Source organism: Demequina lignilytica (assembly GCF_030418305.1).
Lineage (GTDB): Bacteria > Actinomycetota > Actinomycetes > Actinomycetales > Demequinaceae > Demequina > Demequina lignilytica.
This window is the reverse complement of the sequence record NZ_JAUHPX010000006.1, coordinates 117779-142833: the sequence shown is the minus strand read 5'-3', so window position 1 is coordinate 142833 and position 25055 is coordinate 117779. Positions and strand designations below refer to the sequence as shown.

General features: G+C 70.5%; 23 protein-coding genes and 3 tRNA genes. 18 read left to right on the top strand and 8 right to left on the bottom strand.

All coding sequences use genetic code 11. The features are described 5' to 3' along the window. Positions 1-34 precede the first annotated feature (34 nt). The 6 genes from QQX10_RS10965 (at position 35) to purM (ending at position 6559) form a co-directional block, all read left to right on the top strand. Entirely contained in the window at positions 35-1408 is a 1374-nt protein-coding gene (locus tag QQX10_RS10965) for an ABC transporter substrate-binding protein (protein ID WP_301120849.1), read from the top strand. Positions 1409-1504: 96 nt separating this feature from the next. Next, complete coding sequence (locus QQX10_RS10960; protein ID WP_436968585.1) at positions 1505-2491, top strand: carbohydrate ABC transporter permease; 987 nt, start codon at positions 1505-1507, stop codon at positions 2489-2491. Then, positions 2491-3411 carry a carbohydrate ABC transporter permease gene (locus QQX10_RS10955; protein ID WP_301120847.1) on the top strand — a complete coding sequence of 307 codons (921 nt, stop codon included), beginning with the start codon at positions 2491-2493 and terminating at the stop codon, positions 3409-3411. Before QQX10_RS10960 ends, QQX10_RS10955 begins: the two co-directional genes overlap by 1 nt. A 164-nt stretch (positions 3412-3575) precedes the next feature. Beyond that, positions 3576-3944 carry a hypothetical protein gene (locus tag QQX10_RS10950; protein WP_301120845.1) on the top strand — a complete coding sequence of 123 codons (369 nt, stop codon included), beginning with the start codon at positions 3576-3578 and terminating at the stop codon, positions 3942-3944. Then, positions 3941-5446: an amidophosphoribosyltransferase gene (gene purF, locus QQX10_RS10945; protein WP_301120843.1), complete on the top strand. Its 1506-nt coding sequence runs from the start codon at positions 3941-3943 to the stop codon at positions 5444-5446. Before QQX10_RS10950 ends, purF begins: the two co-directional genes overlap by 4 nt. A 3-nt stretch (positions 5447-5449) precedes the next feature. Next, positions 5450-6559: a phosphoribosylformylglycinamidine cyclo-ligase gene (purM, locus tag QQX10_RS10940; protein ID WP_301120841.1), complete on the top strand. Its 1110-nt coding sequence runs from the start codon at positions 5450-5452 to the stop codon at positions 6557-6559. A gap of 90 nt (positions 6560-6649) precedes the next feature. Here the strand turns inward: purM and QQX10_RS10935 are convergent, their stop codons facing one another. After that, a complete protein-coding gene (locus tag QQX10_RS10935) occupies positions 6650-6823 on the bottom strand; it encodes a DUF3073 family protein (RefSeq protein ID WP_301120839.1) in 174 nt (57 codons plus the stop codon). A 288-nt stretch (positions 6824-7111) separates the two neighbouring features. Here QQX10_RS10935 and QQX10_RS10930 point away from each other — a divergent pair, with 288 nt between their 5' ends. The 3 genes from QQX10_RS10930 to QQX10_RS10920 all read left to right on the top strand — a co-directional run bounded on the left by QQX10_RS10930 (position 7112) and on the right by QQX10_RS10920 (position 8875). After that, the gene (locus QQX10_RS10930; RefSeq protein ID WP_301120837.1) at positions 7112-7309 is read left to right on the top strand and encodes a BldC family transcriptional regulator; all 198 of its coding nucleotides are present in this window, start codon (positions 7112-7114) and stop codon (positions 7307-7309) included. 100 nt (positions 7310-7409) lie between these two features. Next, entirely contained in the window at positions 7410-7934 is a 525-nt protein-coding gene (locus QQX10_RS10925) for a methylated-DNA--[protein]-cysteine S-methyltransferase (protein WP_301120835.1), read from the top strand. Beyond that, complete coding sequence (locus QQX10_RS10920; RefSeq protein ID WP_301120833.1) at positions 7931-8875, top strand: DMT family transporter; 945 nt, start codon at positions 7931-7933, stop codon at positions 8873-8875. The genes QQX10_RS10925 and QQX10_RS10920 overlap by 4 nt, the downstream gene beginning before the upstream one ends. 6 nt (positions 8876-8881) lie before the next feature. On the opposite strand, the gene QQX10_RS10915 is transcribed toward QQX10_RS10920, so the two are convergent. From QQX10_RS10915 to QQX10_RS10900, 4 genes are all read right to left on the bottom strand, one after another. Continuing rightward, positions 8882-9265: a phage holin family protein gene (locus tag QQX10_RS10915; RefSeq protein ID WP_301120831.1), complete on the bottom strand. Its 384-nt coding sequence runs from the start codon at positions 9263-9265 to the stop codon at positions 8882-8884. Between the two features lie 123 nt (positions 9266-9388). Further along, a tRNA-Phe gene (locus QQX10_RS10910) sits at positions 9389-9464 on the bottom strand. Between the two features lie 60 nt (positions 9465-9524). Further along, positions 9525-9598: transfer RNA gene (locus tag QQX10_RS10905), tRNA-Asp, on the bottom strand. Between the two features lie 62 nt (positions 9599-9660). Next, a tRNA-Glu gene (locus tag QQX10_RS10900) sits at positions 9661-9733 on the bottom strand. A gap of 221 nt (positions 9734-9954) precedes the next feature. Here QQX10_RS10900 and QQX10_RS10895 point away from each other — a divergent pair. Together QQX10_RS10895 and QQX10_RS10890 are read left to right on the top strand one after the other, a co-directional pair. Continuing rightward, positions 9955-10305, top strand: a complete 351-nt coding sequence (locus tag QQX10_RS10895; RefSeq protein WP_301120829.1) for a metallopeptidase family protein — start codon at positions 9955-9957, stop codon at positions 10303-10305. 67 nt (positions 10306-10372) lie between these two features. Beyond that, positions 10373-11638, top strand: a complete 1266-nt coding sequence (locus QQX10_RS10890; protein WP_301120826.1) for a glycoside hydrolase family 1 protein — start codon at positions 10373-10375, stop codon at positions 11636-11638. A gap of 54 nt (positions 11639-11692) precedes the next feature. Here the strand turns inward: QQX10_RS10890 and QQX10_RS10885 are convergent, their stop codons facing one another. From QQX10_RS10885 to galK, 3 genes are all read right to left on the bottom strand, one after another. Beyond that, entirely contained in the window at positions 11693-12955 is a 1263-nt protein-coding gene (locus QQX10_RS10885) for a uracil-xanthine permease family protein (protein WP_301120824.1), read from the bottom strand. Between the two features lie 163 nt (positions 12956-13118). Further along, positions 13119-14093: a UDP-glucose 4-epimerase GalE gene (gene galE, locus QQX10_RS10880; RefSeq protein WP_301120822.1), complete on the bottom strand. Its 975-nt coding sequence runs from the start codon at positions 14091-14093 to the stop codon at positions 13119-13121. 67 nt (positions 14094-14160) lie between these two features. Beyond that, the gene (galK, locus tag QQX10_RS10875) at positions 14161-15327 is read right to left on the bottom strand and encodes a galactokinase (protein ID WP_439710126.1); all 1167 of its coding nucleotides are present in this window, start codon (positions 15325-15327) and stop codon (positions 14161-14163) included. 316 nt (positions 15328-15643) lie between these two features. Here galK and QQX10_RS10870 point away from each other — a divergent pair, with 316 nt between their 5' ends. The 7 genes from QQX10_RS10870 to QQX10_RS10840 all read left to right on the top strand — a co-directional run bounded on the left by QQX10_RS10870 (position 15644) and on the right by QQX10_RS10840 (position 25054). Further along, positions 15644-16642: a LacI family DNA-binding transcriptional regulator gene (locus tag QQX10_RS10870; protein WP_301120820.1), complete on the top strand. Its 999-nt coding sequence runs from the start codon at positions 15644-15646 to the stop codon at positions 16640-16642. Between the two features lie 288 nt (positions 16643-16930). Further along, a complete protein-coding gene (locus QQX10_RS10865; protein ID WP_301120818.1) occupies positions 16931-17641 on the top strand; it encodes an L-ribulose-5-phosphate 4-epimerase in 711 nt (236 codons plus the stop codon). Further along, positions 17638-19152 carry an L-arabinose isomerase gene (gene araA, locus QQX10_RS10860; protein WP_301120816.1) on the top strand — a complete coding sequence of 505 codons (1515 nt, stop codon included), beginning with the start codon at positions 17638-17640 and terminating at the stop codon, positions 19150-19152. Before QQX10_RS10865 ends, araA begins: the two co-directional genes overlap by 4 nt. Before the next feature lie 765 nt (positions 19153-19917). Beyond that, a complete protein-coding gene (gene chvE / locus QQX10_RS10855; protein ID WP_301120814.1) occupies positions 19918-21090 on the top strand; it encodes a multiple monosaccharide ABC transporter substrate-binding protein in 1173 nt (390 codons plus the stop codon). A gap of 79 nt (positions 21091-21169) precedes the next feature. Continuing rightward, positions 21170-22714 carry a multiple monosaccharide ABC transporter ATP-binding protein gene (gene mmsA, locus QQX10_RS10850; RefSeq protein ID WP_301120812.1) on the top strand — a complete coding sequence of 515 codons (1545 nt, stop codon included), beginning with the start codon at positions 21170-21172 and terminating at the stop codon, positions 22712-22714. After that, entirely contained in the window at positions 22711-23889 is a 1179-nt protein-coding gene (gene mmsB, locus QQX10_RS10845) for a multiple monosaccharide ABC transporter permease (RefSeq protein WP_301120810.1), read from the top strand. The genes mmsA and mmsB overlap by 4 nt, the downstream gene beginning before the upstream one ends. A gap of 151 nt (positions 23890-24040) precedes the next feature. After that, complete coding sequence (locus QQX10_RS10840; RefSeq protein WP_301120808.1) at positions 24041-25054, top strand: LacI family DNA-binding transcriptional regulator; 1014 nt, start codon at positions 24041-24043, stop codon at positions 25052-25054. Position 25055: the final 1 nt, after the last annotated feature.

Genomic DNA, 25055 nt, shown 5'->3' with positions numbered 1-25055 from the left:
GGAAGACACTCAACGACGAGGAGGCGCACCACCCATGAATCGACGATTCATCCTTCCGGTCACCGGGCTCGCGCTCGGTGGCCTCGTGCTCGCCGGCTGCTCGGGCAGCGACGGCGGCGACGGCGGCTCGACCGCCGATGGCGGCGGCGGCGACATGATGGCCGGCTGCGAGGACTACGCGGACTACGGCACGTTCGACGGCGACAGCGTCGAGATCTACGGCACCCAGGTCGACCTCGAGGCGGACCGCCTGGTCGAGTCCTGGATGCAGTTCGAGGAGTGCACCGGCATCACGGTCGAGTGGATCGGCAACCAGGAGTTCGAGACGCAGATGAACGTCCGCGTCGAGGCCGGCTCCCCGCCGGACCTGGCGATCTTCCCGCAGCCCGGTCTCGCGGCACGCTTCATCCAGGGCGGATCCGTGGTTCCCGCCCCGGCGTCCGTCGAGGCCAACGTCGACGAGTTCTGGTCGGAGAGCTGGAAGGAGTACGGCACGGTCGACGGCACCTTCTACGCGGCCCCGCTGATGGCCTCCGTGAAGGGCTGGATCTGGTATTCCCCCACCCAGTTCGCGGACATGGGCTACGAGGTTCCCGCGACGTGGGACGACATGATGGCGCTGACGGAGCAGATGGCGGCGGACGGCGCGGACAACGCGCAGTACCGGCCGTGGTGCATCGGCTTCGAGTCCGGCGAGGCGACCGGCTGGCCCGGCACCGACTGGATCGAGGACATCGTCCTGCGCGAGCAGGGCCCGGAGACCTACGACGCGTGGGTCGCGGGCGACGTGAAGTTCTCCGACCCGGAGATCGTGCAGGCCTTCGACACCTTCGGTGAGATCGCTCTCAACGGCGACTACGTCAACGGCGGCATCGGCGGACCCGAGACCATCGCGTCGACGGCGTTCGGCGACGCGGGTCTCCCGATCCTCGACGGCAACTGCTCGCTCCACCACCAGGCCTCGTTCTACGAGGGCTTCTGGCCGGAGGGCACCAACGTGGCCGAGGACGGCGACATCTGGGCGTTCATCACGCCCAAGGTCAACGCCGACGACCCCGACGCCGTGACCGGTGGTGGCGAGTTCATCACCGCGTTCAACGACAACCCGGCGACCGTGGCGTTCCAGACGTTCCTCTCGAGCGACACCTGGGCGAACATCCGCGTGAGCCTGGGCGGCGTGATCTCCGCGAACAAGGGCCTCGATGCGACCAACGCGAGCTCCGCGCTCGGTCAGGCCGCGATCGAGCTCCTGCAGAGCGAGGACACGCTGTTCAAGTTCGACGGTGCGGACCTGATGCCCGCCGAGGTGGGCTCCGCGTCCTTCTGGACCGGCATCACCGACTGGGTCCAGGGAACGAGGTCGACCTCGGAGATGACCGAGTTCATCGACAGCACCTGGCCGTCCTGATCTCGAACGGCGAGCGCCGGCCGGGCATCGCCAGGCCGGCGCTCGCCGAACCGGAAGGAATCAACGATGACGGTCCTCGCTGATCTCTCGGCCGGCATGCTCCGGACCGAGAGCTTCTGGATCGACCAGGGCAGCAAGCTGGGGTTCGCGGCCATCGCGATCGTGGTGTTCCTCGCGATCGTCGGCCTGGTGATGTTCCTCGCGGACAACGCGCCCAAGCGCGGCCGCGACGTGATCCAGCTCCTGCTCTTCGTCGCTCCCGCGCTCCTGCTGCTCGCGGCCGGCATGATCTGGCCCGCTCTCCAGACCATCTGGCAGTCGGTCACGTCCAAGGCCGGCGAGTTCGTCGGCCTCGACAACTTCGTCACCATCTTCACGGACCCCACCATGCAGGTGGTGATGAGGAACACCATCGTCTGGGTGATCTTCGTGCCGACGTTCTCCACGATCGTCGGTCTCGCCTACGCGCTCTTCATCGACCGCTCGCGCGGGGAGAAGATCCTGAAGTCGCTGGTGTTCATGCCCATGGCGATCTCGTTCGTGGGAGCCTCGATCATCTGGGGCTTCATGTACACGTACCGGTCCGAGGGCTTCCCGCAGATCGGTCTGCTCAACCAGATCCTCGTGTGGCTGGGTCTCTCGCCCTACCAGTTCGTCGAGACCCCGCCCTGGAACACGTTCTTCCTGCTCGTCGTGATGGCGTGGATCCAGACCGGTTTCGCGATGGTGGTCCTCTCGGCCGCCATCAAGGGCGTGCCGGCCGAGATCGTGGAGGCGGCCGAGCTCGACGGCGCGACGGCCTGGCAGCGCTTCCTCAACGTGACGCTGCCGTGGATCCGGGGCTCGCTCGTGGTGGTGGTCACCACCATCACCATCTCGACTCTGAAGGTCTTCGACATCGTCCGCACCATGACCGGCGGCCAGTACAACACGTCGGTCGTGGCCAACGAGATGTACACGAGGGCGTTCCGCCTCAACCAGCCGGAGATCGGCGCCGCGCTCGCGGTGCTGCTGTTCGTGCTGGTCCTGCCCATCGTCGTCTACAACATCCGCGTCCTGCGAGCGCACAAGGAGGCCCACTGATGAGCGCTGCAGTAGCCCCCGAGCCCACCGTGGCCGCGCCGCCGGAAGGCAAGACCAAGCGGGTCAAGAAGCGACTGACGTCCAGGACCGCCACGTTCTTCGCGATCCTGATCGCGACGCTGTGGACCATCCCGACGTTCGGCCTCTTCATCTCGTCCTTCCGCCCGCGGCAGGACATCAACAACTCGGGCTGGTGGACGATGATCACCAACCCGAGCTTCACCTTCGACAACTACGTCACGGTGCTGTCGAGCTCGGGCGCCTCGTCCGCGAGCCTCGGCGTGTACTTCGTGAACTCGATCGTGATCACGCTGCCGGCGGTCGTGTTCCCCGTGACCCTCGCGCTGATGGCCGCGTACGCGTTCGCGTGGATCCCCTTCAAGGGCTCCTCGTGGCTGTTCGTGCTGGTCTTCGCCCTGCAGATCGTGCCGCTCCAGATGGCGCTGATCCCGCTGCTGAAGATCTTCAACTACCCGTGGCTCGACATCGGCGGGACGTTCCCAGCGGTGTGGATCGCGCACACCATCTTCGGCCTGCCGTTGCAGATCTTCCTGCTGCACAACTTCATCTCGGAGATACCCCGGGACGTCATGGAGGCGGCCAAGGTCGACGGCGCGAACCACGCGCAGATCTTCCGCCGCGTGGTGATCCCCCTGTCGGTGCCGGCGATCGCCTCCATGGTGATCTTCCAGTTCCTGTGGGTGTGGAACGACCTGCTGGTCGCGCTGGTGTTCTCCGGCGGGACGGCGAAGACGGCACCGATCACGCAGCGCGTCGCCGAGTTCGCGGGCACCCGCGGCAACCAGTGGGAGCTGCTGACATCGGCCGCGTTCATCGCGACCATCGTGCCGCTGATCGTGTTCTTCGCGCTGCAGCGGTACTTCGTGCGCGGCCTGCTGGCGGGATCCACCAAGGGCTGACGCTCAGGACGAGGGGGACAGGCGGGGCCCGGGTCGGGGGAGACCGGGCGCCGCCGCTCGTCTCCGGACGATGCGCGGGACCGGAGGCGTGGCATCGTCCGGCCGTGCGCGCGCGGCCCCGCGGCCCGCTCCTGTCGTGCGTGCGCGTCGCCTAGACTGTGGGCGTGAGCGACGCCCCCGAGAACGACGCCCCGGACCACCGCGCCCAGGACGTGTTCCCCGAGCCGACGCCGGTCGACCCAGCGGACGATCCCGACCGCCTGGTGATCCCGGCGCACGTGCGCACCTCGCCTCGGTTCGGCCGCATGATCGGCACCGGGGTCGGCATCGGCATCGTCGCCGCGATGATCCTCGCGCTGGTGCTGCCGAACTCGACCGGCACCGGCCGCTTCCTGGTGTTCCTGCTCCTCGCGCTCGGGCTCAGCCTGCTGGGCGCCCTTATCGGCGGCGCGCTGGCCACGGGCCTCGACCGACCGTACCGGCCCGCTCGTCCCGACCGTCCCGCCCGCACCGACCGTGGAGCCCAGTCATGACCCGACGTCCCGACGGCACCCCCCTCACGCCCCGCCGCGGCGGGGACGGCATGCTCGGTCACGAGCTGATGCCCGGCGAGAAGGGACCGCAGGACGCCTGCGGCGTGTTCGGCGTCTTCGGCCCGGGCGAGGAGGTCGCGAAGCTCTCCTACTTCGGGCTCTACGCGCTGCAGCACCGCGGCCAGGAGTCCGCCGGCATCGCGACCTCGAACGGCGACAGCATCCTCGTGTTCAAGGACATGGGCCTCGTGTCGCAGGTGTTCGACGAAGGCTCGCTGGAGGCGCTCCAGGGCCACATCGCGGTGGGTCACACCCGGTACTCGACCACGGGCGCCTCGGTCTGGGCGAACGCGCAGCCGACCCTGGGCCCGACCGCGCACGGCACGGTCGCGCTCGGCCACAACGGCAACCTCACCAACGTCCAGCGGCTGCTCGAGCTGCTGATCGAGCGCGAGGGGATGGCGAAGCGCCTCGACCTCAAGGGCGGCAAGTGCACCGACACCGCGATCGTCACCGCGCTGCTCGGCTCCGACGGCTACGAGAGCCTCGAGGACGTGGCGATCGACCTGCTGCCCTCGCTCGAGGGCGCCTACTCGCTGGTGTGGATGGACGAGCACCGGCTCTACGCCGCCCGCGACCCGCAGGGCATCCGGCCGCTGGTGCTGGGCGAGCTGCCGTCGGGCGGCTGGGTGGTGGCGTCCGAGACCGCCGCGCTGGACATCGTGGGCGCCCGCCAGGAGCGCGAGGTCGAGCCCGGCGAGATGCTGATCATCGACGAGTCCGGCGTGCGGTCGCGCCGCTTCGCGGAGGCCGACCCCAAGGGCTGCATCTTCGAGTACGTCTACCTCGCCCGCCCCGACACGACCATCGCGGGACGTTCCGTGCAGATGGCGCGCCTCGAGATGGGCCGCGCGCTCGCGAAGGAGCACCCCGTCGAGGCGGACCTGGTGATCCCCGTCCCAGAGTCGGGGACCCCGGCCGCGGTCGGCTACGCGCAGGGGTCCGGCATCCCGTTCGCACAGGGACTGGTGAAGAACTCGTACGTGGGACGCACCTTCATCCAGCCGTCGCAGACGCTGCGCCAGCTGGGCATCCGCCTCAAGCTCAACCCGCTGCGCGAGGTCATCGCCGGCAAGCGCCTCGTGGTGGTCGACGACTCGATCGTGCGCGGCAACACCCAGCGCGCGCTGGTCGCGATGCTGCGCGAGGCCGGCGCGGCCGAGGTGCACGTGCGCATCTCCTCGCCGCCGGTCCAGTGGCCGTGCTTCTACGGCATCGACTTCCCGACGCGGGACGAGCTCGCCGCCGTGGGGCACACCATGGAGGAGGTGCGCCGGTCGATCGGCGCCGACTCCCTGGGGCACATCTCGCTCGAGGGCATGCTCGCGGCGACCGAGCAGGCCGAGTCGCGCCTGTGCACCGCGTGCTTCACCGGGACCTACCCCGTCGAGCCGCCCGTCGCCGCCCGTCACCTGCTCCTGAGCCAGCCCGCGGAGGCCTGAACCATGACCGAGACCGAGGGCATCACCTACGCCGCCGCCGGCGTCGACACCGAGGCCGGGGACAAGGCCGTCGAGATGATGAAGGCGGCGGTCGCCAAGACCCACGGACCCGAGGTGCTCGGGGGCGTGGGGGCCTTCGCCGGCCTGTTCGACGCCTCCGCGCTGCTGTCCTACGAGCGGCCGCTGCTCGCGTCGTCCACGGACGGCGTCGGCACCAAGATCGTGATCGCGCGCGCCCTCGACGTCCACGACACGATCGGCCAGGACCTGGTCGCGATGGTGGTCGACGACATCGTCGTGTGCGGCGCGAAGCCGCTGGTCATGACCGACTACATCGCGTGCGGCAAGGTGGTGCCCGAGCGCATCGCCGACATCGTCCGCGGCATCGCCGAGGGCTGCGAGATGGCCGGCGTCGCGCTGGTGGGCGGCGAGACCGCCGAGCACCCCGGCGTCATGGAGCCCGACGACTACGACGTCGCCGGCGCCGCGATCGGCGTGGTCGAGGCCTCGGCCCTGCTGGGCCCGGAGCGCGTGGCCGCCGGCGACGTGGTCGTGGCCATGGCCTCCTCGGGCCTTCACTCCAACGGCTACTCGCTGGTCCGCTCCGTGGTCCGCCACGCGGGCTGGGAGCTGTCGACCACGATCCCCGAGCTCGGCCGCACGGTGGGCGAGGAGCTCCTCGAGCCGACCCGCATCTACTCGCGCCTCTGCGTCGACCTGGCGGCCTCCGTCCCGGGCCTGCGCGCGTTCTCGCACGTGACCGGCGGCGGCCTCGCGGCGAACCTCGCGCGCGTGCTCCCGCGCGGGCTCGCGGCGACGGTAGCGCGCGACGCCTGGGACCTGCCCGCCGTCTTCTCGGTGGTCCAGGGCGCGGGCGCGGTGCCGTGGAACGATCTGGAGTCGACGCTCAACATGGGGGTCGGCATGGTCGCCGTGGTGGCGCCGGACGACGCCGACGCGCTCATCGCATCGTCCGCCGCGGCCGGCGTGCCCGCCTGGACGCTCGGCACCGTGGTGCAGGACCCGGCGCTGCCGGTCGGCCCCGACGTGGTGCGCGGCGCCAAGGGCGTCGACGGTGGCTCCGTGCTGCTGTCGGGGGCCTACCGGGCCTGAGGCCGCGCTCCGACGCGCCCGGTCACGGGCGTGGGGCCGGCGCGTGCACGGCTGGGGTGATGCGGGAGTCGAGCGGCGGGCTCGACGAGGTCAGTCCTCGTCCTCGGCCCAGCGGTCGTAGTACTCCTCGCCTTCGTCGGACGGCTTGGCGGCGTCGCGCGAGATGAGCTCACGCTCCAGGTCACGCAGGTCAGCACCGTGCTGCGTGTACTTGAGCTGGCGTGCGATCTTCGCGTCCTTTGCCTTCTGACGGCCCCGCCCCATGTCGCCGTCCCTTCCGCTCGCGGCGGGCGCGCGTGTCTCGCGGGCCCCGCGTCATGAGTCCTGCCCTACTTTACAACCTCCCCCGCACCCCTCGCGACCTCCTCCCGCCCATGCCCGGGTCGGTATCGCGGCACGCACGTGGACACGTTCACACGACACGAATGTGACATAAATCGCATATAACGGAAATCTGCGTGGAACCGCGTCATAATCGGTACTGCTGAGGCTCTCACCTTGCAGCCCGCCCTCCCCCGGGGCGGACGTCACATCGACTGAGGGATGACGAACATGACTGAGACCGTCCACGAGCCCGAGAAGCTGCTGACCCCGTCGGAGGTGGCCGCGATCTTCCGCGTCGACCCCAAGACGGTCACGCGTTGGGCGAAGGTCGGCAAGCTCTCCTCCATCCGTACGCTGGGCGGCCACCGCCGCTTCCGCGAGGCCGAGGTGCAGGCGCTCCTCGCCGCCGCCCAGGAGGGGCGCTGACCTCACCGGTCCATCCGGGCCGATCCGCACGCTGAGGTGCGGTCGGCCCCCCTCACGGACCCGGTGCCCGCGCGTCGGACCTCGGGCGTAGCCTGCTCCCATGTCCGTCCCCCCGTTGATCGCGTGCGCGATCGACACGCCGTTCGGCGACCTCCACGTCGTCGCGTCTCCTGAGGACGATGCGGTGCGCGCCGCGGGCTTCGGCGCCCGTGCCGAGGTGCTCGCCTGGCTGCCCGCCCGGCTGACGTCCCGGGGGGTGCGGACCGGCGCGATCCCCGCGGCGGCTGCGGCCGTCGACGCGTGGCTCGCCGGGGACGGCGACGCGCTCGCGACGGTGCCCGTCGCGCAGGACGGGGGACCGTTCTCGCAGGAGGTGTGGTCGCTCGTGCGCGAGGTGCCGGCGGGCTCCACCGCGACCTACGGCGAGATCGCCCGGCTCGCGGGCCGGCCCCGCGCCGCGCGCGCGGTCGGCACGGCGTGCGCGCGCACCGCGATCTTCCCGTTCGTGCCCTGCCACCGCATCGTCTCCGCCGCGGGTCCCGGCCGCGACGCCGGCTTCCGATCCGGGCTCCGGGAGGCGATGCTCGCGCTCGAGGCGCCCCGCGCCGCGGGAGCGCGACGGTGACCGCGGCACCCGCGCGGGCGTGGCTGCCCGCGTTCGTCGTCGCGGCGCTGACCTGGGGCTCCAGCTTCCTCTTCATCTCGATCGCGCTGCGCGGCCTCGCGCCGTCGCAGGTGGGCTTCGGGCGCGTGCTCATCGGCGCGGTGGTGCTGTGGCTGATGCTGCTGGTGACCCGGCGCCGGCCCCGGCTCACGGGGCGCGACGTGGGGGCGATCGCGGTGGTCGCGATCGGCATGTCGGTGGTCCCGTTCGTGCTGATTCCGCTCGCGCAGCAGCACATCACGTCGATCCTCGCGAGCCTGCTCAACGCGACCACGCCGCTGTGGACGGCGCTGTTCGTCGCGCTGCTCATCCCTCATGAGCGGGCGTCGAGGGCCCAGGTGGTCGGCCTGCTGATCGGCGCCGGCGGCATCGCGGTCCTGCTGGGCGCGTGGAACATCGACGGGGTGCCGTTGCTGGGAGCGGCGCTGATGCTCGGCGCGACCGCGTGCTACGGCATCGGCTCGACCCTGTCCCGCAGGCTGCTCGCCCGCGTCTCGGAGGGACCGACAGCGCTCTCGGCGGTCCAGATGGCGGTGTCCGCGCTCATGCTGCTGCCGGTGGCGCTGATCGCGCCCGCGCCCGCGCCGGGGACCCTCGACGTCTCGTCGGAGGTGCTGTGGGGGCTGCTGGCGCTCGGCGTGCTCGGCACGAGCTTCACGTACGTGCTGTTCTGGCGCGTGGTGAAGCTCGCCGGGGCGACCACGGCCGCGTCGGTCACCTACGTGGTGCCGGTGGTGGCGACCACGCTCGGCGTGCTCGTGCTGCACGAGGAGCTGCTGTGGCACGAGCCGGTGGGCGCCGCGATCGTGCTCGGCGGCGTCTGGCTCGCGCAGCGGGCGCCGCGGGCGAGGCCGTCGGGTCAGGGAGCCGCCGTCGCTGCGGTCGCCGACGACCGGCCGTAGGGTCCGTCAGTCGACGAGCGGCAGCGCGGCCTTGATGTTGTCGATCGACTGCTGCGGCGTCAGGTCCTTGTTCTTCTTGATCATGCTGGCGCCGATCCCGGCGAGGATCAGGATGATCAGCAGCATCGCGCCGCCGACGGTGAGCGCGGCGAGCCAGGCGGGCCACACGGTGGCGAGCCCGAGGATCGCCGCCGTGATCAGGACGCCCAGGAGGAAGAAGCCGATCGCGGCGGCGGCGACGAGCAGGCCGACGCCGATGCCGATGCCCTTGAGCTTGGCGGCGGTCTCGACCTTCGCGCGCTCGTACTCGGTCTTGACGACGCCGATGATGCGGCCCACGAGGCCCGCGACGATGGCGTTCACGAAGTAGCGGCCGAAGTTGTCAGGCATGCGGAACCTCCTCGAAGAGTCCTGCCTAGTCAAGCGCTAAGTGCGGCACCGACGCAAATGTTGGCGCGGCGCGGGCGGGAACGACGACGGCCCCCGGAGGTGATCCTCCGGGGGCCGTCGTGGTGGTGGCTCCGACGGGCGTCGATCCCGTGACCTCACGATTTTCAGTCGTGCGCTCTACCAACTGAGCTACAGAGCCTGGCGCAGGGGCGTCCCCCCACTGAGACGAAAGCCCCTCGGGTGAGGGGCTCGCGTACCGCGACCCTGACGGGACTTGAACCCGCGACCTCCGCCGTGACAGGGCGGCGCGCTAACCAACTGCGCTACAGGGCCTTGTGAATCTCGCAGATGCGAGCAAGACGTATGAAGTTTAGACCATCCACGGACCGACTCCGTACCCCCAACGGGATTCGAACCCGTGCTACCGCCGTGAAAGGGCGGCGTCCTAGGCCGCTAGACGATGAGGGCTCGTCCCACGCAAGGTGTCCGTGCGTCAAGACCTAGAGAATCATAGGGGCAACGCGGGGAAAAAGCGAATCCTCCCCCGCGCCGCCCGCGCCGCATCGTCGGCCCCCGGGCCCGCGCCTCGTCCGCGCCTCGTCTCCCGCTCCCGCCGGGACGCTCAGGACTGCTCTCGGGGCCTGCGCGTGCCCCACGGGACACGCAGGACCGCATGGCACCCTGGTCGCATGGTGCTAATGAGCCTGGAGGACTTCGAGTCCGCCGTCGACGACGCGCTCGACTCCATCCCCGACCGGCTGCTCGACATGGTCGACAACTGCGTGATCCTGGTCGAGGAGGAGCCCGAGGGCGACGACCCGGAGCTGCTGGGGCTGTACGACGGCATCGCGCTCACGGACCGCGGGGACATGTGGGGCGGCGACCTGCCGGACCGCATCCTCATCTACCGGGGCCCGCTGCAGCGCATGTGCGAGTCCGAGGAGGAGCTGCGCGAGGAGATCGCGATCACCGTGGTCCACGAGATCGCCCATCACTTCGGCATCGACGACGACCGCCTGCACGAGCTCGGCTGGGGTTGACCGGCCAGGACGGGCCGCTCGTCCGGGGATAGCCTGAAGGACAGGACCGGACGCGAAGGAGCGGACCATGGACCACACGGAGCCGGCCGGCGCCGGCGACACCCTGCAGGACTTCGGCCCCGTCCCCGCCGGCTGGGTGTGGGGCACCGCGACGGCCGCCCACCAGATCGAGGGCGGCAACGTGGGCAACGACTGGTGGGACTGGGAGCACACCCCCGGCAGCGGCACCCGCGAGTCCAGCGGCGATGCGTGCGACTCGTGGCATCGCTGGTTCGAGGACCTCGAGCTGGTCAAGGCGATCGGGCTCGACGCCTACCGCTTCTCGCTGGAGTGGAGCCGGATCGAGCCGGCGGAGGGCGAGTTCTCGATCGCCGCGCTCGAGCACTACCGCGCGATCCTGCTCGCGGCGCACGAGCTGGGGCTCCGGGCCTCGGTGACCCTGCACCACTTCACGACGCCGCGGTGGATGGCCGCGCAGGGCGGATGGTCGAACCCGCTGGTGGTCGAGCGCTTCCAGCGCTTCGCCGACATCGCGGCCCAGCACCTGGGCGATCAGATCGACATGGCGGCCACCCTCAACGAGCCGAACGTGGTGGCGCACGCGGGCTACATCGGCGGCCAGTTCCCGCCGGGCCGGCCGCACGACTGGGAGGGCTTCCGCCAGGCGTCTCGCCACCTGCTGCTCGGCCACCTGGCGGCGCGCGAGGCGTTGCGCGCCGGGCCCGGGGACTTCCCCGTCGGCCTCACGCTGGCGCTGCCGGACACGGTCCTGCACGCGGACGGCGACCTCACGAGCCCCGGCGAGCGGGTCACCGACCTGCGCCCCGACGGCCCGCGCGGCGAGCTCGGCTGGCTCACGGCCGGCCAGTACCTCGACGCGGCCCGGGACGACGACTACATCGGGGTCCAGACCTACTTCACGGAGCACGTCGGCCCCGACGGCGCCGAGCTGCCGCTGCCGTCCGGTGAGCGGGTCACCCAGATGGGCTGGCCCTTCACCCCCGAGGCGCTGGGCGCCTCGGTGAGGGTGGCGGCGGAGGTCGCGCGCGTCCCGGTGATCGTCACGGAGAACGGTGTGGCGGCCGCGGAGGACGCCGAGCGGATCGAGTACTACTCCCGGTCCCTGCGGTCGTTGCGCGCGGCGATGGACGACGGCGTCGACGTCCGCGGCTTCTTCGCCTGGAGCCTGCTGGACAACTTCGAGTGGGCCCTGGGCTTCGAGCCCACCTTCGGCCTGGTCGAGGTGGATCCGGTGAGCTTCGCGCGGTCGTCCAAGCCGTCCGCCGCCTGGCTGGGCGGCCTCGCCCGCGCGAGCCGCGGCGCGCACGTGTGACGGGACGATGCGGGGTGCCGTCCGCGCGGACGGCACCCCCGCATCGTCCTCGCGTCAGCGCGCGGCCCCGCGCCAGCGCGCGACGAGCGCCATCAGGTGGTAGGTCACCAGGGCGGCCGCGGTGCCCAGCGCGATGCCCTCGAAGGTCATGTCGCCCGCCACCCAGACGAAGTTCGCGGCGCCCACGATCAGCGCGATGCCTGCGGGCATGAGGGTGACGGGGTTGCCGAAGTCGACGTTGCCCTGCACCCAGATGCGGGCCCCCAGGACCGCGATCATGCCGAAGAGCACCAGCGCGAGCCCGCCGAGGACGCCGCCGGGGGTGGCCGCGATCAGGGCGCCGAACTTGGGGCTGAGGGAGAGGAGCATCGCGAAGGCGGCCGCCACCCAGTAGGCGGCGGTCGAGTAGACGCGGGTCGCGGCCATGACGCCGATGTTCTCGGCGTAGGTCGTGGTGCCGGAGCCGCCGCCGAGGCCCGCGACGGTGGTGGCGAGGCCGTCCGCCAGGAGTGCGCGGCCGGTGACGGGGTCGAGGTTGTCGCCGGTCATCGCGGCGACGGACTTCACGTGGCCGATGTTCTCCGCGACCAGCACCAGCACCACGGGCACGAACACCGCGAGCACGGTGAGGTCGAACCGGGGCGTGTGGAGCTCGGGGAGGCCGAACCAGGCGGCGTCCTTCACGGCGGAGAGGTCGTACTCGCCGCGGATCGCCGCGACGATCCCGCCGACGACCGCGCCCAGGAGGATCGACAGACGGCCCAGGATGCCGCGGAACGCGACGGTGATCACCAGCACGGACAGCGCCGAGACCAGGGCGGTGACGGGGGACGAGCCGAACATGGCCTTCGCTGTGCCGGCGAGGTTGAGCCCGATGAGCATGACGATCGATCCGGTGACCACGGGAGGCATCGTCACCTCGATCCACCGGGTGCCGGCCAGGTGCACCACCACGCCGACCACCGCGAGCAGCACGCCGGTCATGACGATGCCGCCCATCGCGACTCCCATGCCGCCGGACGCCATCGCGACGCCGATCGGGGCGATGAACGCGAAGCTCGACCCCAGGTAGCTGGGGAGGCGGTTGCCGGTGACGAGCAGGAACAGCACCGTGCCGATCGCGGAGAAGAACAGGGTGGTGCTCGGCGGGAAGCCCGTGAGCACGGGCACCAGGAAGGTGGCGCCGAACATCGCCAGCACGTGCTGGGCGCCGATCCCGATGGTGCGCGGCCAGCTCAGCCGCTCGCGCGGCGCGACGGTCGCGCCGGGGGACACCGACCTCCCGTCGCCATGCAGGGTCCAGGACATCAGTGCCATCACGGCTCCTTCGCGGTGCGCTCCACCGGCGGCACGGCCGTGCTCGCCTGGGGCGAACCTAGCGCCGGCCCCGCGAGTCGGGCGGGGCCGGAGGTCCCGCTCCGCGCCGCGCGCCTCCGTGCGGAGCGATCCGACGGGGGAGGGTGCCGAGGGGAGGGGGCGCTCAGCCCCTCGGGTGCGCCGCCCAGGCCGACTCGACCATCTGGGTCACGGTGTGCCGGTTCGCCCAGCCGAGATCGCGCGCCGCGAGCTCGCCCGTCGCGACGATGATCGCCGGGTCGCCCGCGCGGCGGGGCCCGATCACGGCCTCCTGCTCGCAGCCGGTCGCCGCGATGATCGCGTCGACGATCTCCTTGACGGACGTCCCGGCGCCCGAGCCGAGGTTGTAGACGAACTCGACCGGCTCGCCCGCGTCGAGGCGCTGCGCGGCCACCACGTGCGCGGCCGCGAGGTCGCTGACGTGGACGTAGTCGCGGATGCACGTGCCGTCGGGCGTGGGGTAGTCGGTGCCGTTGATCTGGGGCGCCCGGCCGGCCTGGATCGCGGTGAACACCTTGGGGAACAGGTTGTGAGGCGAGGCGTCGTAGATGTCCGCGTACCCGGACCCGACCACGTTGAAGTAGCGCAGGTTGGTGGCCGTCAGCGGGGCGCCGGCCATCGCGGTGGCGCGCATCTGGTCCCGGATGAGCCACTCGCCGATCAGCTTGGTCTCGCCGTAGGGCGACTCGGGCGAGGTGGGCGTCTCCTCGGTGACGATCTCGGTGGGCGGGGTCCCGTACGCGCCGGCGGAGGAGGAGAACACGAGCGACGTGACCCCCGCGGCGGCCATCGCGTCGAGCAGGCAGCCGGTGCCCTCGACGTTCTGGCGGTACGTGTGGACCGGGAGCTTCACGGACTCGCCGGCGTACTTGTAGCCGGCGCAGTGGATGAGCCCGACGACGCCGTGCTCGACGAGCGCCGCGGTCACGGCGGCGGTGTCGAGGATCGAGGCGCGCACGAAGGGCACGTCGTCGGGGACGAAGCCCTCGATGCCGCTCGACAGGTCGTCGAGCACCACGGGCGCGATGCCCGCATCGATGAGGGCGCGGACCACGTGCGAGCCGATGTAGCCGGCTCCGCCGGTGACCATCCAGGACATGGGTTCTCCTTCTGGGGGACGATGCGAGGGTCGGGGGACGATGCGAGGGTCCGCTGCGAGCGGGGCGTCAGAGGTCGCGGTGCGCGCCGTCCGACGGGTTCACCACGAACACGATAGGTGCGGTGAACCCGGCGTCGGCGAAGGCCTGCTCGACCGCGTGGCCGACCTCCTCCGCGCGGTTGGCGTCGATGAGCGCGATCGCGGCGCCGCCGAAGCCGCCGCCGGTCATGCGGGCGCCGATCGCGCCTTTGGCGAGGGCGGTCTCGACCGCGAGGTCGAGCTCGGGCACGGAGATCTCGAAGTCGTCGCGCATCGAGGCGTGGGACGCGACCAGCAGGTCGCCGATCGCGCGCGGGCCGTCCTTCGCGACCACCTCGGCGGTGCGCGCGACGCGAGCGTTCTCGGTCACCACGTGCTTGACGCGGCGGAAGGTCACGTCGTCCAGCACCTCCGCGGCCCGGGGCAGGTCGCCCTCGGTGAGGTCGCGCAGCGAGCCGACGCCCATCGCGGAGGCGCCGTCCTCGCAGGAACGGCGGCGCTCGCCGTAGCCGCCGGTGGCGTGCTCGTGGTGGACGCGCGTGTCGATGACCAGCAGCTCGAGGTCCTCGTCGCCGAAGTGCAGCGCGACCGGATCCGCGGTCTCGGCGCGCACGTCGATGAGCACGCCGTGGCCCGCGACGCCCATGAGCGAGGCGGTCTGGTCCATGTTTCCGGTGGGGGCGCCCACGGCGCCGTTCTCCGCGAGCTGGCAGATGTAGATGAGCTCGCGGCGGCTGAGGCCCAGCTCCCAGAGGTCGTTCACGGCTTGCGCGACGGCGCACTCGATCGCGGCTGAGGACGAGAGCCCCGCGCCCAGCGGGACGTCGGAGGTGAGGAGGATGTCGAAGCCGGTGCGGCCCGTGAGGTCGACCCCCCGCTCGCCCATCGCCCACAGCACGCCGAAGACGTAGGCCGACCAGCCGTCGACGTGCTCCGGGCCCAGCGCGTCGAGGGAGGCCTCGGCGGCGTCGGGCATCGCGCCCGAGCGCACCGAGACGATGCGGTCCTGGCGGGGCGAGACCGCCGCCCAGGTGCGGCGCTCGATTGCGAAGGGGAACACGAGCCCGTCGTTGTAGTCGGTGTGCTCGCCGATGAGGTTGACGCGGCCCGGGGCCGACCAGACGCCCACGGGGCGGGCGCCGTGCACGTCCGCGAACGCGGCGGCGGTGGACTCGGGCGAGGGGATGTCGATCACGGTTCCTCCTGGGTGGGGCGGGCGGCGGAGCGGATCCGCCGCCATGCCTCCCATGCTTCCATGCGCGGGGGCGTGACGCGCGGCGCGTGGCAGCGGTCGGGGGTCGAAATGTTTGCGTAAACATACTAGCGCGCGAGGCGCCGAGGCGGAACGGGACGTAGGCCCCGTCGCGATCCCGGGCACGCCGCGCCGCCGGGCGTGCATGGGTCCTGAGGGTCATCGGGCGAGGGCCCCGCGTGGGCTACTCTGAGGCCGGGGCAGGGTCCGCCCGCGGCGTGCGCCGCAGGCGGCAGGCACGCGGGTGTGGAGGTAGAACGTGGCCAAGGGTTCTCGCGGCCCGAGCATGCACGACGTCGCGGCGCGCGCGGGCGTGTCCCACCAGACCGTCTCCCGCGTGCTCAACGACTTCCCCGGCATCCGCCCGGAGACGCGCGAGAAGGTGCTCGAGGCGATCCGCGAGCTCGGCTACCGCCGCAACATGGCGGCGCGGGCGCTCGCGACGGGTCGCTCCGAGGTGATCGGCGTGATCATGCCGGAGGTGCCCCACTTCGGCCCCACCAGCACGCTGTACGCGATCGAGCACGCCGCCAAGCGGGCGGGGTTCAAGCCGCTGGTCACCACGGCCTCGTGGGACGCGGAGTCGATGGGCCAGGCGCTCGACTTCCTGCTGGCGCGATCGGTCGACGCGCTCGTGGTGATGGCGCAGCACCCCGCCATGCTCGACGCGGTCGACGAGACCACCGACGTCCCCGTGCTGTTCGCGCTCACCGGCAACTCCCACGGCGAGCGGTCGGTCGCCGTCGACCAGGTGGCCGGCACGCGGCTCGCGCTCGACCACCTCTACGAGCTCGGGCACCGTCGCTTCCAGCACATCACCGGCATCACCGGCCTGACCGAGGCCCAGCTGCGGCGCGACACGTTCACCGCCTTCCTCGACGAGCACGGCCTCGAGCACCTGCCGATCCTCGAGGGCGACTGGAGCGCCGACGCGGGCTACCGCGCGGGGCTCGCGGTGGAGGAGGGCGTGACGGCGCTGTTCTGCGCGAACGACCCGATGGCCGTGGGGGCCATCCACGCGCTCGAGGAGCGCGGTCTCGAGGTGCCTCGCGACATCTCCGTGGTGGGCTTCGACGACGTCCCGGAGGCGGCCTACTCCCACCCGGGCCTCACGACGGTGCATCAGGACTTCACGGAGGTCGGCCTGCGTGCCGTCGCGCTGCTCATCGGCGCGATGAACGGCGAGCCGCCGTCGGCCCCGGCGCCGGTCGAGCCGTGGCTCGTCGTGCGCGCCTCCACCGGACCCGCGCCGGCCTGAGCCGGCCCGTCCGCCGGACGTCCCGCATCGTCCGGCGCGGAGCGCGACCCGCGCCCGCATCGTCCCTCTGCGACCCTGCCCGGGGCCTCCGCGTCGGCTAGCGTGGGAGGGGACGGACGGCGACGTGGCCGGGCCGGGACCATCGACCTGGACGCGTGCGGCGGCCGGGCATGTTAACGTTAAAGCACTCGTCACACACCACGCGGCAACGGGGCCAGCACCCTCGGACGAACCACCCGGTCCGGTGGCCCCGCGGCGCTCAGGCACCCATCGGAAGGAGTCACCACCGTGACCAGCTTCACCACCGACCAGGTCCAGGCGATCCGGCGCAGCCGGGAGAGGGTCGCCAAGCTCCACGGCGAGCTCACCCGCTACGGGCTCGTCGTCTGGACCGGCGGCAACGTCTCGGAGCGGGTGCCCGGCACCCAGCACTTCGTCATCAAGCCGTCGGGCGTCGACTACGACGACCTGACGCCGGACAACATGATCCTGTGCGATCTCGACGGCACCGTGGTCCCGGGCTCGGCGGGCTCGGAGAACAACCCGTCGTCCGACACGGCCGCGCACGCGTACGTGTACCGCGCGATGCCGCACGTGGGCGGTGTGGTCCACACCCACTCCACCTACGCCACCGCGTGGGCGGCCCGCAACGAGCCCATCCCGTGCCACATCACCGGCATGGCCGACGAGTTCGGCGGCGAGATCCCGGTGGGCCCGTTCGCGGTCATCGGCGACGACTCGATCGGCCGCGGGATCGTGGCCACGCTCGAGGGCCACCGCTCGCGTGCGGTGCTCATGGCCAACCACGGCGTCTTCACCATCGGCAAGGACGCGCGCGACGCCGTCAAGGCCGCGGTCATGTGCGAGGACGTCGCCAAGACCACCCACATCGCGCGCCAGGGCGGCGCCCTGGTCGACATCCCCGAGGGCAAGATCGACGCCCTCTTCGACCGCTACCAGAACGTCTACGGACAGAAGCCGCAGGGAGGCATCGCGTGACCAGCATCGTTCCCAACCTCGCCGACTACGAGGTCTGGTTCCTCACCGGATCCCAGACCCTCTACGGCGACGAGGTCCTCAAGCAGGTGGCCGACCAGTCCACCGAGGTGGTCGAGACGCTGAAGGCGTCCGGAGCGATCCCGGTGTCGCTGGTGTGGAAGCCCGTCGTGAAGTCGCGCGACGAGATCCTGGACACGATCATGGCGGCCAACGCCGACCCCAAGGTCATCGGCGTCATCACCTGGATGCACACCTTCTCTCCCGCGAAGATGTGGATCTCGGGCCTCAACGCGCTGCAGAAGCCGCTGCTGCATCTCGCCACGCAGGCGAACCGCGAGCTGCCGTGGGCGACCATCGACTTCGACTTCATGAACCTCAACCAGGCCGCGCATGGTGACCGGGAGTACGCGTACATCGAGTCGCGCCTCGGGGTGCCCCGCACCACGGTGGTGGGCCACCCGTCGACCCCGGCCGTGTCCGAGCGCATCGCGGTGTGGTCGCGCGCCGCCGCCGGCCGCGCCGCCGCCAAGAACCTCAAGGTCGCGCGCTTCGGCGACAACATGAGGTTCGTCGCCGTCACCGAGGGAGACAAGACCGAGGCCGAGGTCAAGCTGGGCGCCCAGATCAACACCTGGGGCATCAACGAGCTCGCGGCCAAGGTCGCCGAGGTCACCGACGCCGAGGTCGACGCGCTCATCGACGTGTACCTCGCGGAGTACGAGGTGGTCCCCGAGCTGCTGCCCGGCGCCGAGCGCCACCAGTCGCTGCGGGACGCGGCGGCCATCGAGGTCGCGCTCCGCTCCTTCCTGGTGGAGGGGGGCTTCCAGGCCTTCACCGACACCTTCGAGGACCTGGGCGAGCTCAAGCAGCTGCCCGGCCTCGCCGTGCAGCGCCTCATGGCCGACGGCTACGGCTTCGGCGCCGAGGGCGACTGGAAGACCGCGATCCTGGTGCACCTGTGCGCCGTGATGGGCGCGGGCCTGCCCGGCGGCTCCTCGCTCATGGAGGACTACACGTACCACCTGGTGCCCGGCGAGGAGCTGTCGCTCGGCGCGCACATGCTCGAGGTCAACCCGGCGCTGTCCTCGAAGAAGGCCCGCCTCGAGATCCACCCGCTCGGCATCGGAGGCAAGGAGGACCCGGTCCGCCTGGTCTTCACCGCCGACGCCGGACCGGCCGTCGTGGTGGCGCTGTCCGACATGCGCGACCGCTTCCGCCTGGTGGCGAACGTGGTCGACAACGTGGACCTCCCCGAGCCGATGCCGAACCTGCCGGTCGGGCACGCGGTGTGGAAGCCCCGCCCCGACTTCACCACGGCGGTCGCGTCGTGGCTGCAGACCGGGGGAGCGCACCACACGGCGATGTCGACGCAGATCGGCGTCGATGTGATCAAGGACTTCGCGAAGATGGTCGGCATCGAGCTGCTCGTCATCGACGAGGACACCACGTACGAGGGATTCGAGCAGCAGATCCGCTGGAACAACGCGTACTACTCCATGGGCGGTCGCTGACCTCCCTTCTGCCCGGACGGCCGACCGCCGTCCGCCTCCTCCCTGGACGGCCCGATCGCGCTCAGCGCGGTCGGGCCGTCCGGCGTCTGGCGCGGGTGGACGATGCGCGGGTGACCGCGCCCTGCCGAGATGGACGGTGCGTGGGCGACCGCTCTCGCTGGCGCCTCTGACCGCGCCTCTGGGCGAAATGGACGATGGGTGCCCGAAACACCGCGGTTTCGGGCACCCATCGTCCATCTCGGCGATCAGCGCGCGGCGGGGCGGACGTGGTGGGGGGGCGCGGACGGGACGGGACCTGGCGGTGCGGGGGTGCAGCCGGGCGCGATCCCGGGGCGGGACCTGGCGGTGCGGGGTGCCGCCGTGCGCGATCCTCGGGTCGCGCCGCCACGCAAGCGAGCGACCCCCCTTTTGGTGCGTTGCGGCGACAGTGCGGACGGCCCGACGAGGCACTCGGCTGGACGCCGCGGCGCGGCCCGGATCGCCCCGTACGCCCGCGCGGCCGGGGCCGACGGAGCGACCCGGGCGAGGCCCGCCTCCGCGCGCCGCGCTCCCATTACAACGTTGAAGACAGTACGAGTCAGGTGCCAAATAGATCTGTGAGCGCTCCCAGTCACAACCGAAATCCCTGGTAGACATATTTAATTCAACCGTTGATGGTCGTGTAACCACATCGTGATTCCGGACGTTTGACGCGATGTGTGAACGCAAACAAATATGGGACCGCACGGTCGGCGACGGCGCTGACCGGTATCTCGAGGAGGAGATATGAAGTTCAGGAAGTTCCTGGCTGCGGGTGCCGGCGCGGCGCTCGCGTTCACCCTGGCGGCCTGCTCCGGCGGCGGCGCGGGCAGCGAGACCGACAGCACCGGCGGTGGTGACGGCGGCGAGATGACCGAGGGTGGCCTCATCGGCGTCGCGATGCCGACCGAGACCTCGGAGCGTTGGATCGCTGACGGTGACGCCGTCAAGTCGGGTCTCGAGGCGGCCGGCTACGAGGTCGACCTGCAGTTCGCGGCCGACGACATCCCGACGCAGCAGCAGCAGATCGACAACATGATCACCAACGGCGCCGACGCGCTGATCGTGGCCTCGATCGACGGCACCACGCTCTCCGGCCAGCTGGCCGCGGCGGCGGAGGCCGGCATCCCGATCATCTCGTACGACCGCCTGATCAACGAGACCGAGAACGTCGACTTCTACGTCAGCTTCGACAACTTCGAGGTCGGCGTGCAGCAGGCGAGCTCGCTGCTCGTGGGCCTCGGCGTCCTCGACAAGGACCTGAACGAGACCGGTGACGAGGGCCCGTACAACATCGAGCTCTTCGCCGGTTCGCCCGACGACAACAACGCCGGGTTCTTCTTCAACGGCGCGATGTCGGTGCTCCAGCCCTACATCGACTCGGGCGTCCTGACCGTGCCGTCGGGCCAGACCGACTTCGACACGGTCGCCACCCTGCGCTGGCTGCAGGAGACCGCCCAGAAGCGCATGGAGGACATCCTGACCTCCACGTACACCGGCACCGACCTCGAGGGTGAGCTCGACGGCGTGCTGTCGCCCTACGACGGCCTGTCGCGAGGCATCCTCAACGCTCTCGAGTTCACGGGCGGCTACCCCGCCACCATCGCCGAGGGCATGCCGATCGTGACCGGCCAGGACGCCGAGATCGCGTCCGTCAAGCTGATCGCCGACGACGTCCAGTTCTCGACGATCTTCAAGGACACCCGCAAGCTCGCGGAGCAGTCGGTCACGGCCGCCATCGCGTACCTGAACGGTGAGGAGCCCGAGGCGAACAACACCACGGACTACGACAACGGCGTGAAGATCGTGCCGTCGTACCTGCTCGAGTCGGACATCGTGTACGCCGACAACATCCAGGAGCTGCTGATCGACTCCGGCTACTGGACCGAGGACGAGGTCGCCTCCGGCCAGGCCTCCTGATCCATCGGTGATGCCGGCCCCTCACGGGGCCGGCATCACCCCCTCCCTCCAACCCCCTCTCACACCCAGGAGGTGAGACATGGCCGAGCACATCCTTGAGATGCGGAAGATCACGAAGACCTTCCCGGGCGTCAAGGCGCTGTCCGACGTCGAGCTCAGCGTGTTCGACGGCGAGATCCATGGCATCTGCGGCGAGAACGGCGCCGGCAAGTCCACGCTGATGAAGGTCCTCTCCGGCGTCTACACGTACGGCACCTACGAGGGCGACATCGTCTTCGACGGCGAGGTCCAGCAGTTCCACTCGATCCCCGACTCCGAGGAGAAGGGCATCGTCATCATCCACCAGGAGCTGGCGCTGATCCCCTACCTGTCGGTGGCGGAGAACATCTTCCTCGGCAACGAGCGCCGCGGCAAGAACGGCATGATCGACTGGAACGTCACCAATCACGAGGCCATGAAGCTGCTCGACCGGGTGGGGCTCAAGGAGAACCCGATCACCCCGGTCAACCAGCTCGGCGTCGGCAAGCAGCAGCTCATCGAGATCGCGAAGGCGCTGTCCAAGGACGTGCGGCTCCTCATCCTCGACGAGCCCACCGCCGCCCTGAACGACGACGACTCGGAGCACCTGCTCCAGCTCCTGCGCGTCCTCAAGGAGGAGCAGGGCATCACGTCGATCATGATCTCGCACAAGCTCAACGAGATCGCCGAGATCTGCGACCGGACCACGATCATCCGCGACGGTCACACGATCGAGACCTTCGAGATGACCCGCGACGCCGGCATCCAGGACCGCATCATCCGCGGCATGGTCGGACGCGACCTCACGAACCGCTACCCGAGCCGTGAGCACGTGATCGGCGAGGAGGTCATGCGGGTCGAGGACTGGAACGTCTACCACCCGACCCAGCCGGGCCGCATCGTCGTGGAGAACGCCAACTTCAGCGTCCGCAAGGGCGAGGTGGTCGGCATCGCCGGCGTCATGGGCGCGGGGCGCACCGAGCTGGCGATGAGCCTGTTCGGCCGCTCGTACGGCCGCGACATCACCGGCAAGGTCTTCATGCACGGCGAGGAGGTGCACATCACCGACGTCTCGTCGGCGATCAAGCACGGACTCGCCTACGCCACCGAGGACCGGAAGCGCTACGGGCTCAACCTGATCGACGACGTCCGCCGCAACATCTCCTCGGCCGCGCTGTTCAAGCTGTCGAAGCGCGGTTGGGTGAACGGTAACAAGGAGATCAAGGTCGCGGAGGAGTACCGCGGCTCGATGAACATCAAGACGCCCACGGTCATGCAGACCGTTGGCAACCTCTCCGGCGGCAACCAGCAGAAGGTGGTGCTGTCGAAGTGGATCTACTCCGACGCTGAGGTGATGATCCTCGACGAGCCGACCCGCGGCATCGACGTGGGCGCGAAGTACGAGATCTACACGATCATCAACCGCCTGGTCGCGGCGGGCAAGGCCGTCATCATCATCTCGTCCGAGCTGCCTGAGCTGCTCGGCACGTGCGACCGCATCTACACGCTTGCGTTCGGGCGCGTCACCGGAGAGGTGCCCGTGGCGGAGGCGACCCAGGAGAAGCTCATGACACTCATGACCCAGGAGAAGGAGGTCCGGGCATGACCGGCACCACGAGCGTCAAAGATCTGTTCACCAAGAATCTGAGGACGTCCGGCATCTACATCGCCTTCGTGGTGATCGTGGGACTGTTCGCGATCCTCACGGGTGGCACCTCGCTCAGCCCCATGAACGTCACCAACCTGGTGCTGCAGTACTCCTACATCCTGATCCTCGCGATCGGCATGGTCATGGTGATCATCGCGGGCCACATCGACCTCTCGGTCGGATCGGTCGTGGCGGTGACAGGCGCGGTCTCGGCCGTGCTGGTGATCAAGTACGACATGCCGTGGTGGGTGGGCGTGCTCGCCGCGCTCGGCTGCGGTGTGCTGATCGGTGCCTGGCAGGGCTTCTGGGTGGCGTTCGTCGGCATCCCGGCGTTCATCACCACGCTGGCGGGCATGCTCATGTTCCGCGGCCTCACCCTGCTGGTGCTGAACAACACCTCGCTCTCGCCGTTCCCGGAGCCGTACCGCAACATCGCGGCAGGATTCCAGAACGGGTTGCTAGGAGGAGCCGGGTACGACGTGTTCACCCTGGTGGTGTTCGCGCTCGCCGTGGCCGGCTACTTCTTCTCGGCCTGGCGCACGCGCCGCTCGCAGATCGCCTACGAGCAGCCCGTCGTCGCGTTCCCGCTGTTCATCCTGCAGCTGGTCCTGGTCGCGGCCGTGGTCATGTGGTTCGCCTGGCAGCTCGCCTCCGCGCGCGGCCTCCCGAACGTGCTGATCATCCTCGCGGTCCTGATCATCGCGTACTCGCTGGTCACCACCCGCACGGTGTTCGGTCGCCACGTCTACGCGATCGGCGGCAACCTCGCGGCGGCGATGCTCTCCGGCGTGAAGGTCAAGTGGGTCAACTTCGGCGTCATGCTCAACATGGGCATCCTCGCCTCGGTGGCCGGCGTGGTCTTCTCGGCCCGATCGAACGCGGCACAGCCCGCGGCCGGAAACATGTTCGAGCTCGACGCGATCGCCGCCTGCTTCATCGGTGGAGCGGCGGTCACCGGTGGTGTCGGTCGTGTGACCGGCGCGATCGTCGGTGGTCTGATCATGGCGGTGATGTCGAACGGCATGCAGCTCATGGGCGTGCCGCAGTCGGTGCAGTCGGTGGTGAAGGGCCTGGTGCTCCTCCTCGCCGTCGCGTTCGACGTGTACAACAAGCGCCGCGCGGGCGCCCGCTGACGCGGACCGCGCATCCACGAGGGGCCTCGGGCGACCGGGGCCCCTCGTGCCGTCCCCGGGCAGGGACGATGCGCATGGTCCCCGCCGCGTCGGGTGCGGCTGGGAGCGCGGACAGGCCATACTGCGGTGAGAGGTCAAGAGAGGTCGACACGTGAGCAGCACACGCGGGCGGCGCCCCACCATCGACGATGTGGCGCGCGAGGCGGGGGTGTCCCGCGGGACGGTGTCCCGGGTCCTCAACGGCGGCCATTGGGTGTCCGAGCCGGCGCGCGAGCAGGTCGAGCGCGCCATCCGCGCCACCGGCTACCGCGTCAACCCCCACGCGCGCAGCCTCGCGACGAGTCGCACGGGCTCGGTGGGCTTCCTCCTCAACGAGTCCTACGAGCGGTTCTTCGCGGACCCGAACTTCCTGCTGATCCTGCGCTCCTGCGCGGATGCCCTCGCGGCGCAGGGCATGACGCTCATCATGATCATGGCCGACAGCAAGGACGAGCGGCGGCGCGCCTCCGACTACATCACCGGCGGCCACGTCGACGGCGTGCTGGTCGTGTCCTCGCACCGCGACTCGTCGGAGTTCCTCGCGACCATCCTCGAGGCGCAGCTCCCGGTGGTCGCGGCGGGGATCCCGCTGGGCTTCGAGGACCGGGTCGCGTACGTGGGCGCGGACGACGAGGGCGGCGCGCGCACCATGATGGAGCACCTCGCGCGGTCGGGGCGCACCCGGATCGCGCACATCGCCGGTCCGCAGGACACCTCGGGCGGCACGGGACGGCTGCAGGCGTACCGTGAGGCGCGGGGCGATGCGTTCGACGAGGCGTGGGTCGGCTACGGCGACTACTCGCGGGCGTCCGGGGCGGCCGCGATGGCGACCTTGCTGGACCGGGGGCTCGACATGGATGCGGTGTTCTGCGCGAACGACGCGATGGCCGCCGGCGCCCTCGACGTGCTCCACGAGCGCGGCGTCGACGTGCCGGGACGGATCGCCATCGCGGGATTCGACGATGCGACGCTGGCGTCCCGCACCACGCCGGCCCTGACGACCGTGCGCCAGCCCTTCGACCGGGTGGGCGAGGAGATGGTGCGGCTGCTGCTCGACGAGATCGCGGGGCGGTCGGCCGCCCAGGTCACGCTGCGCACCGAGCTCGTGGTGCGCGACTCGGCCTGAG

Bases quoted from the DNA above. Each gene is read 5' to 3' on its own strand.
- QQX10_RS10965 (WP_301120849.1), top strand. From the start codon at position 35: ATGAATCGACGATTCATCCTTCCGGTCACCGGGCTCGCGCTCGGTGGC.
- QQX10_RS10960 (WP_436968585.1), top strand. From the start codon at position 1,505: ATGCTCCGGACCGAGAGCTTCTGGATCGACCAGGGCAGCAAGCTGGGG.
- QQX10_RS10955 (WP_301120847.1), top strand. From the start codon at position 2,491: ATGAGCGCTGCAGTAGCCCCCGAGCCCACCGTGGCCGCGCCGCCGGAA.
- purF (WP_301120843.1), top strand. From the start codon at position 3,941: ATGACCCGACGTCCCGACGGCACCCCCCTCACGCCCCGCCGCGGCGGG.
- purM (WP_301120841.1), top strand. From the start codon at position 5,450: ATGACCGAGACCGAGGGCATCACCTACGCCGCCGCCGGCGTCGACACC.
- QQX10_RS10935 (WP_301120839.1), bottom strand. From the start codon at position 6,823: ATGGGGCGGGGCCGTCAGAAGGCAAAGGACGCGAAGATCGCACGCCAG.
- QQX10_RS10930 (WP_301120837.1), top strand. From the start codon at position 7,112: ATGACTGAGACCGTCCACGAGCCCGAGAAGCTGCTGACCCCGTCGGAG.
- QQX10_RS10925 (WP_301120835.1), top strand. From the start codon at position 7,410: ATGTCCGTCCCCCCGTTGATCGCGTGCGCGATCGACACGCCGTTCGGC.
- QQX10_RS10915 (WP_301120831.1), bottom strand. From the start codon at position 9,265: ATGCCTGACAACTTCGGCCGCTACTTCGTGAACGCCATCGTCGCGGGC.
- QQX10_RS10895 (WP_301120829.1), top strand. From the start codon at position 9,955: ATGGTGCTAATGAGCCTGGAGGACTTCGAGTCCGCCGTCGACGACGCG.
- QQX10_RS10890 (WP_301120826.1), top strand. From the start codon at position 10,373: ATGGACCACACGGAGCCGGCCGGCGCCGGCGACACCCTGCAGGACTTC.
- QQX10_RS10885 (WP_301120824.1), bottom strand. From the start codon at position 12,955: ATGGCACTGATGTCCTGGACCCTGCATGGCGACGGGAGGTCGGTGTCC.
- galE (WP_301120822.1), bottom strand. From the start codon at position 14,093: ATGTCCTGGATGGTCACCGGCGGAGCCGGCTACATCGGCTCGCACGTG.
- chvE (WP_301120814.1), top strand. From the start codon at position 19,918: ATGAAGTTCAGGAAGTTCCTGGCTGCGGGTGCCGGCGCGGCGCTCGCG.
- mmsA (WP_301120812.1), top strand. From the start codon at position 21,170: ATGGCCGAGCACATCCTTGAGATGCGGAAGATCACGAAGACCTTCCCG.
- mmsB (WP_301120810.1), top strand. From the start codon at position 22,711: ATGACCGGCACCACGAGCGTCAAAGATCTGTTCACCAAGAATCTGAGG.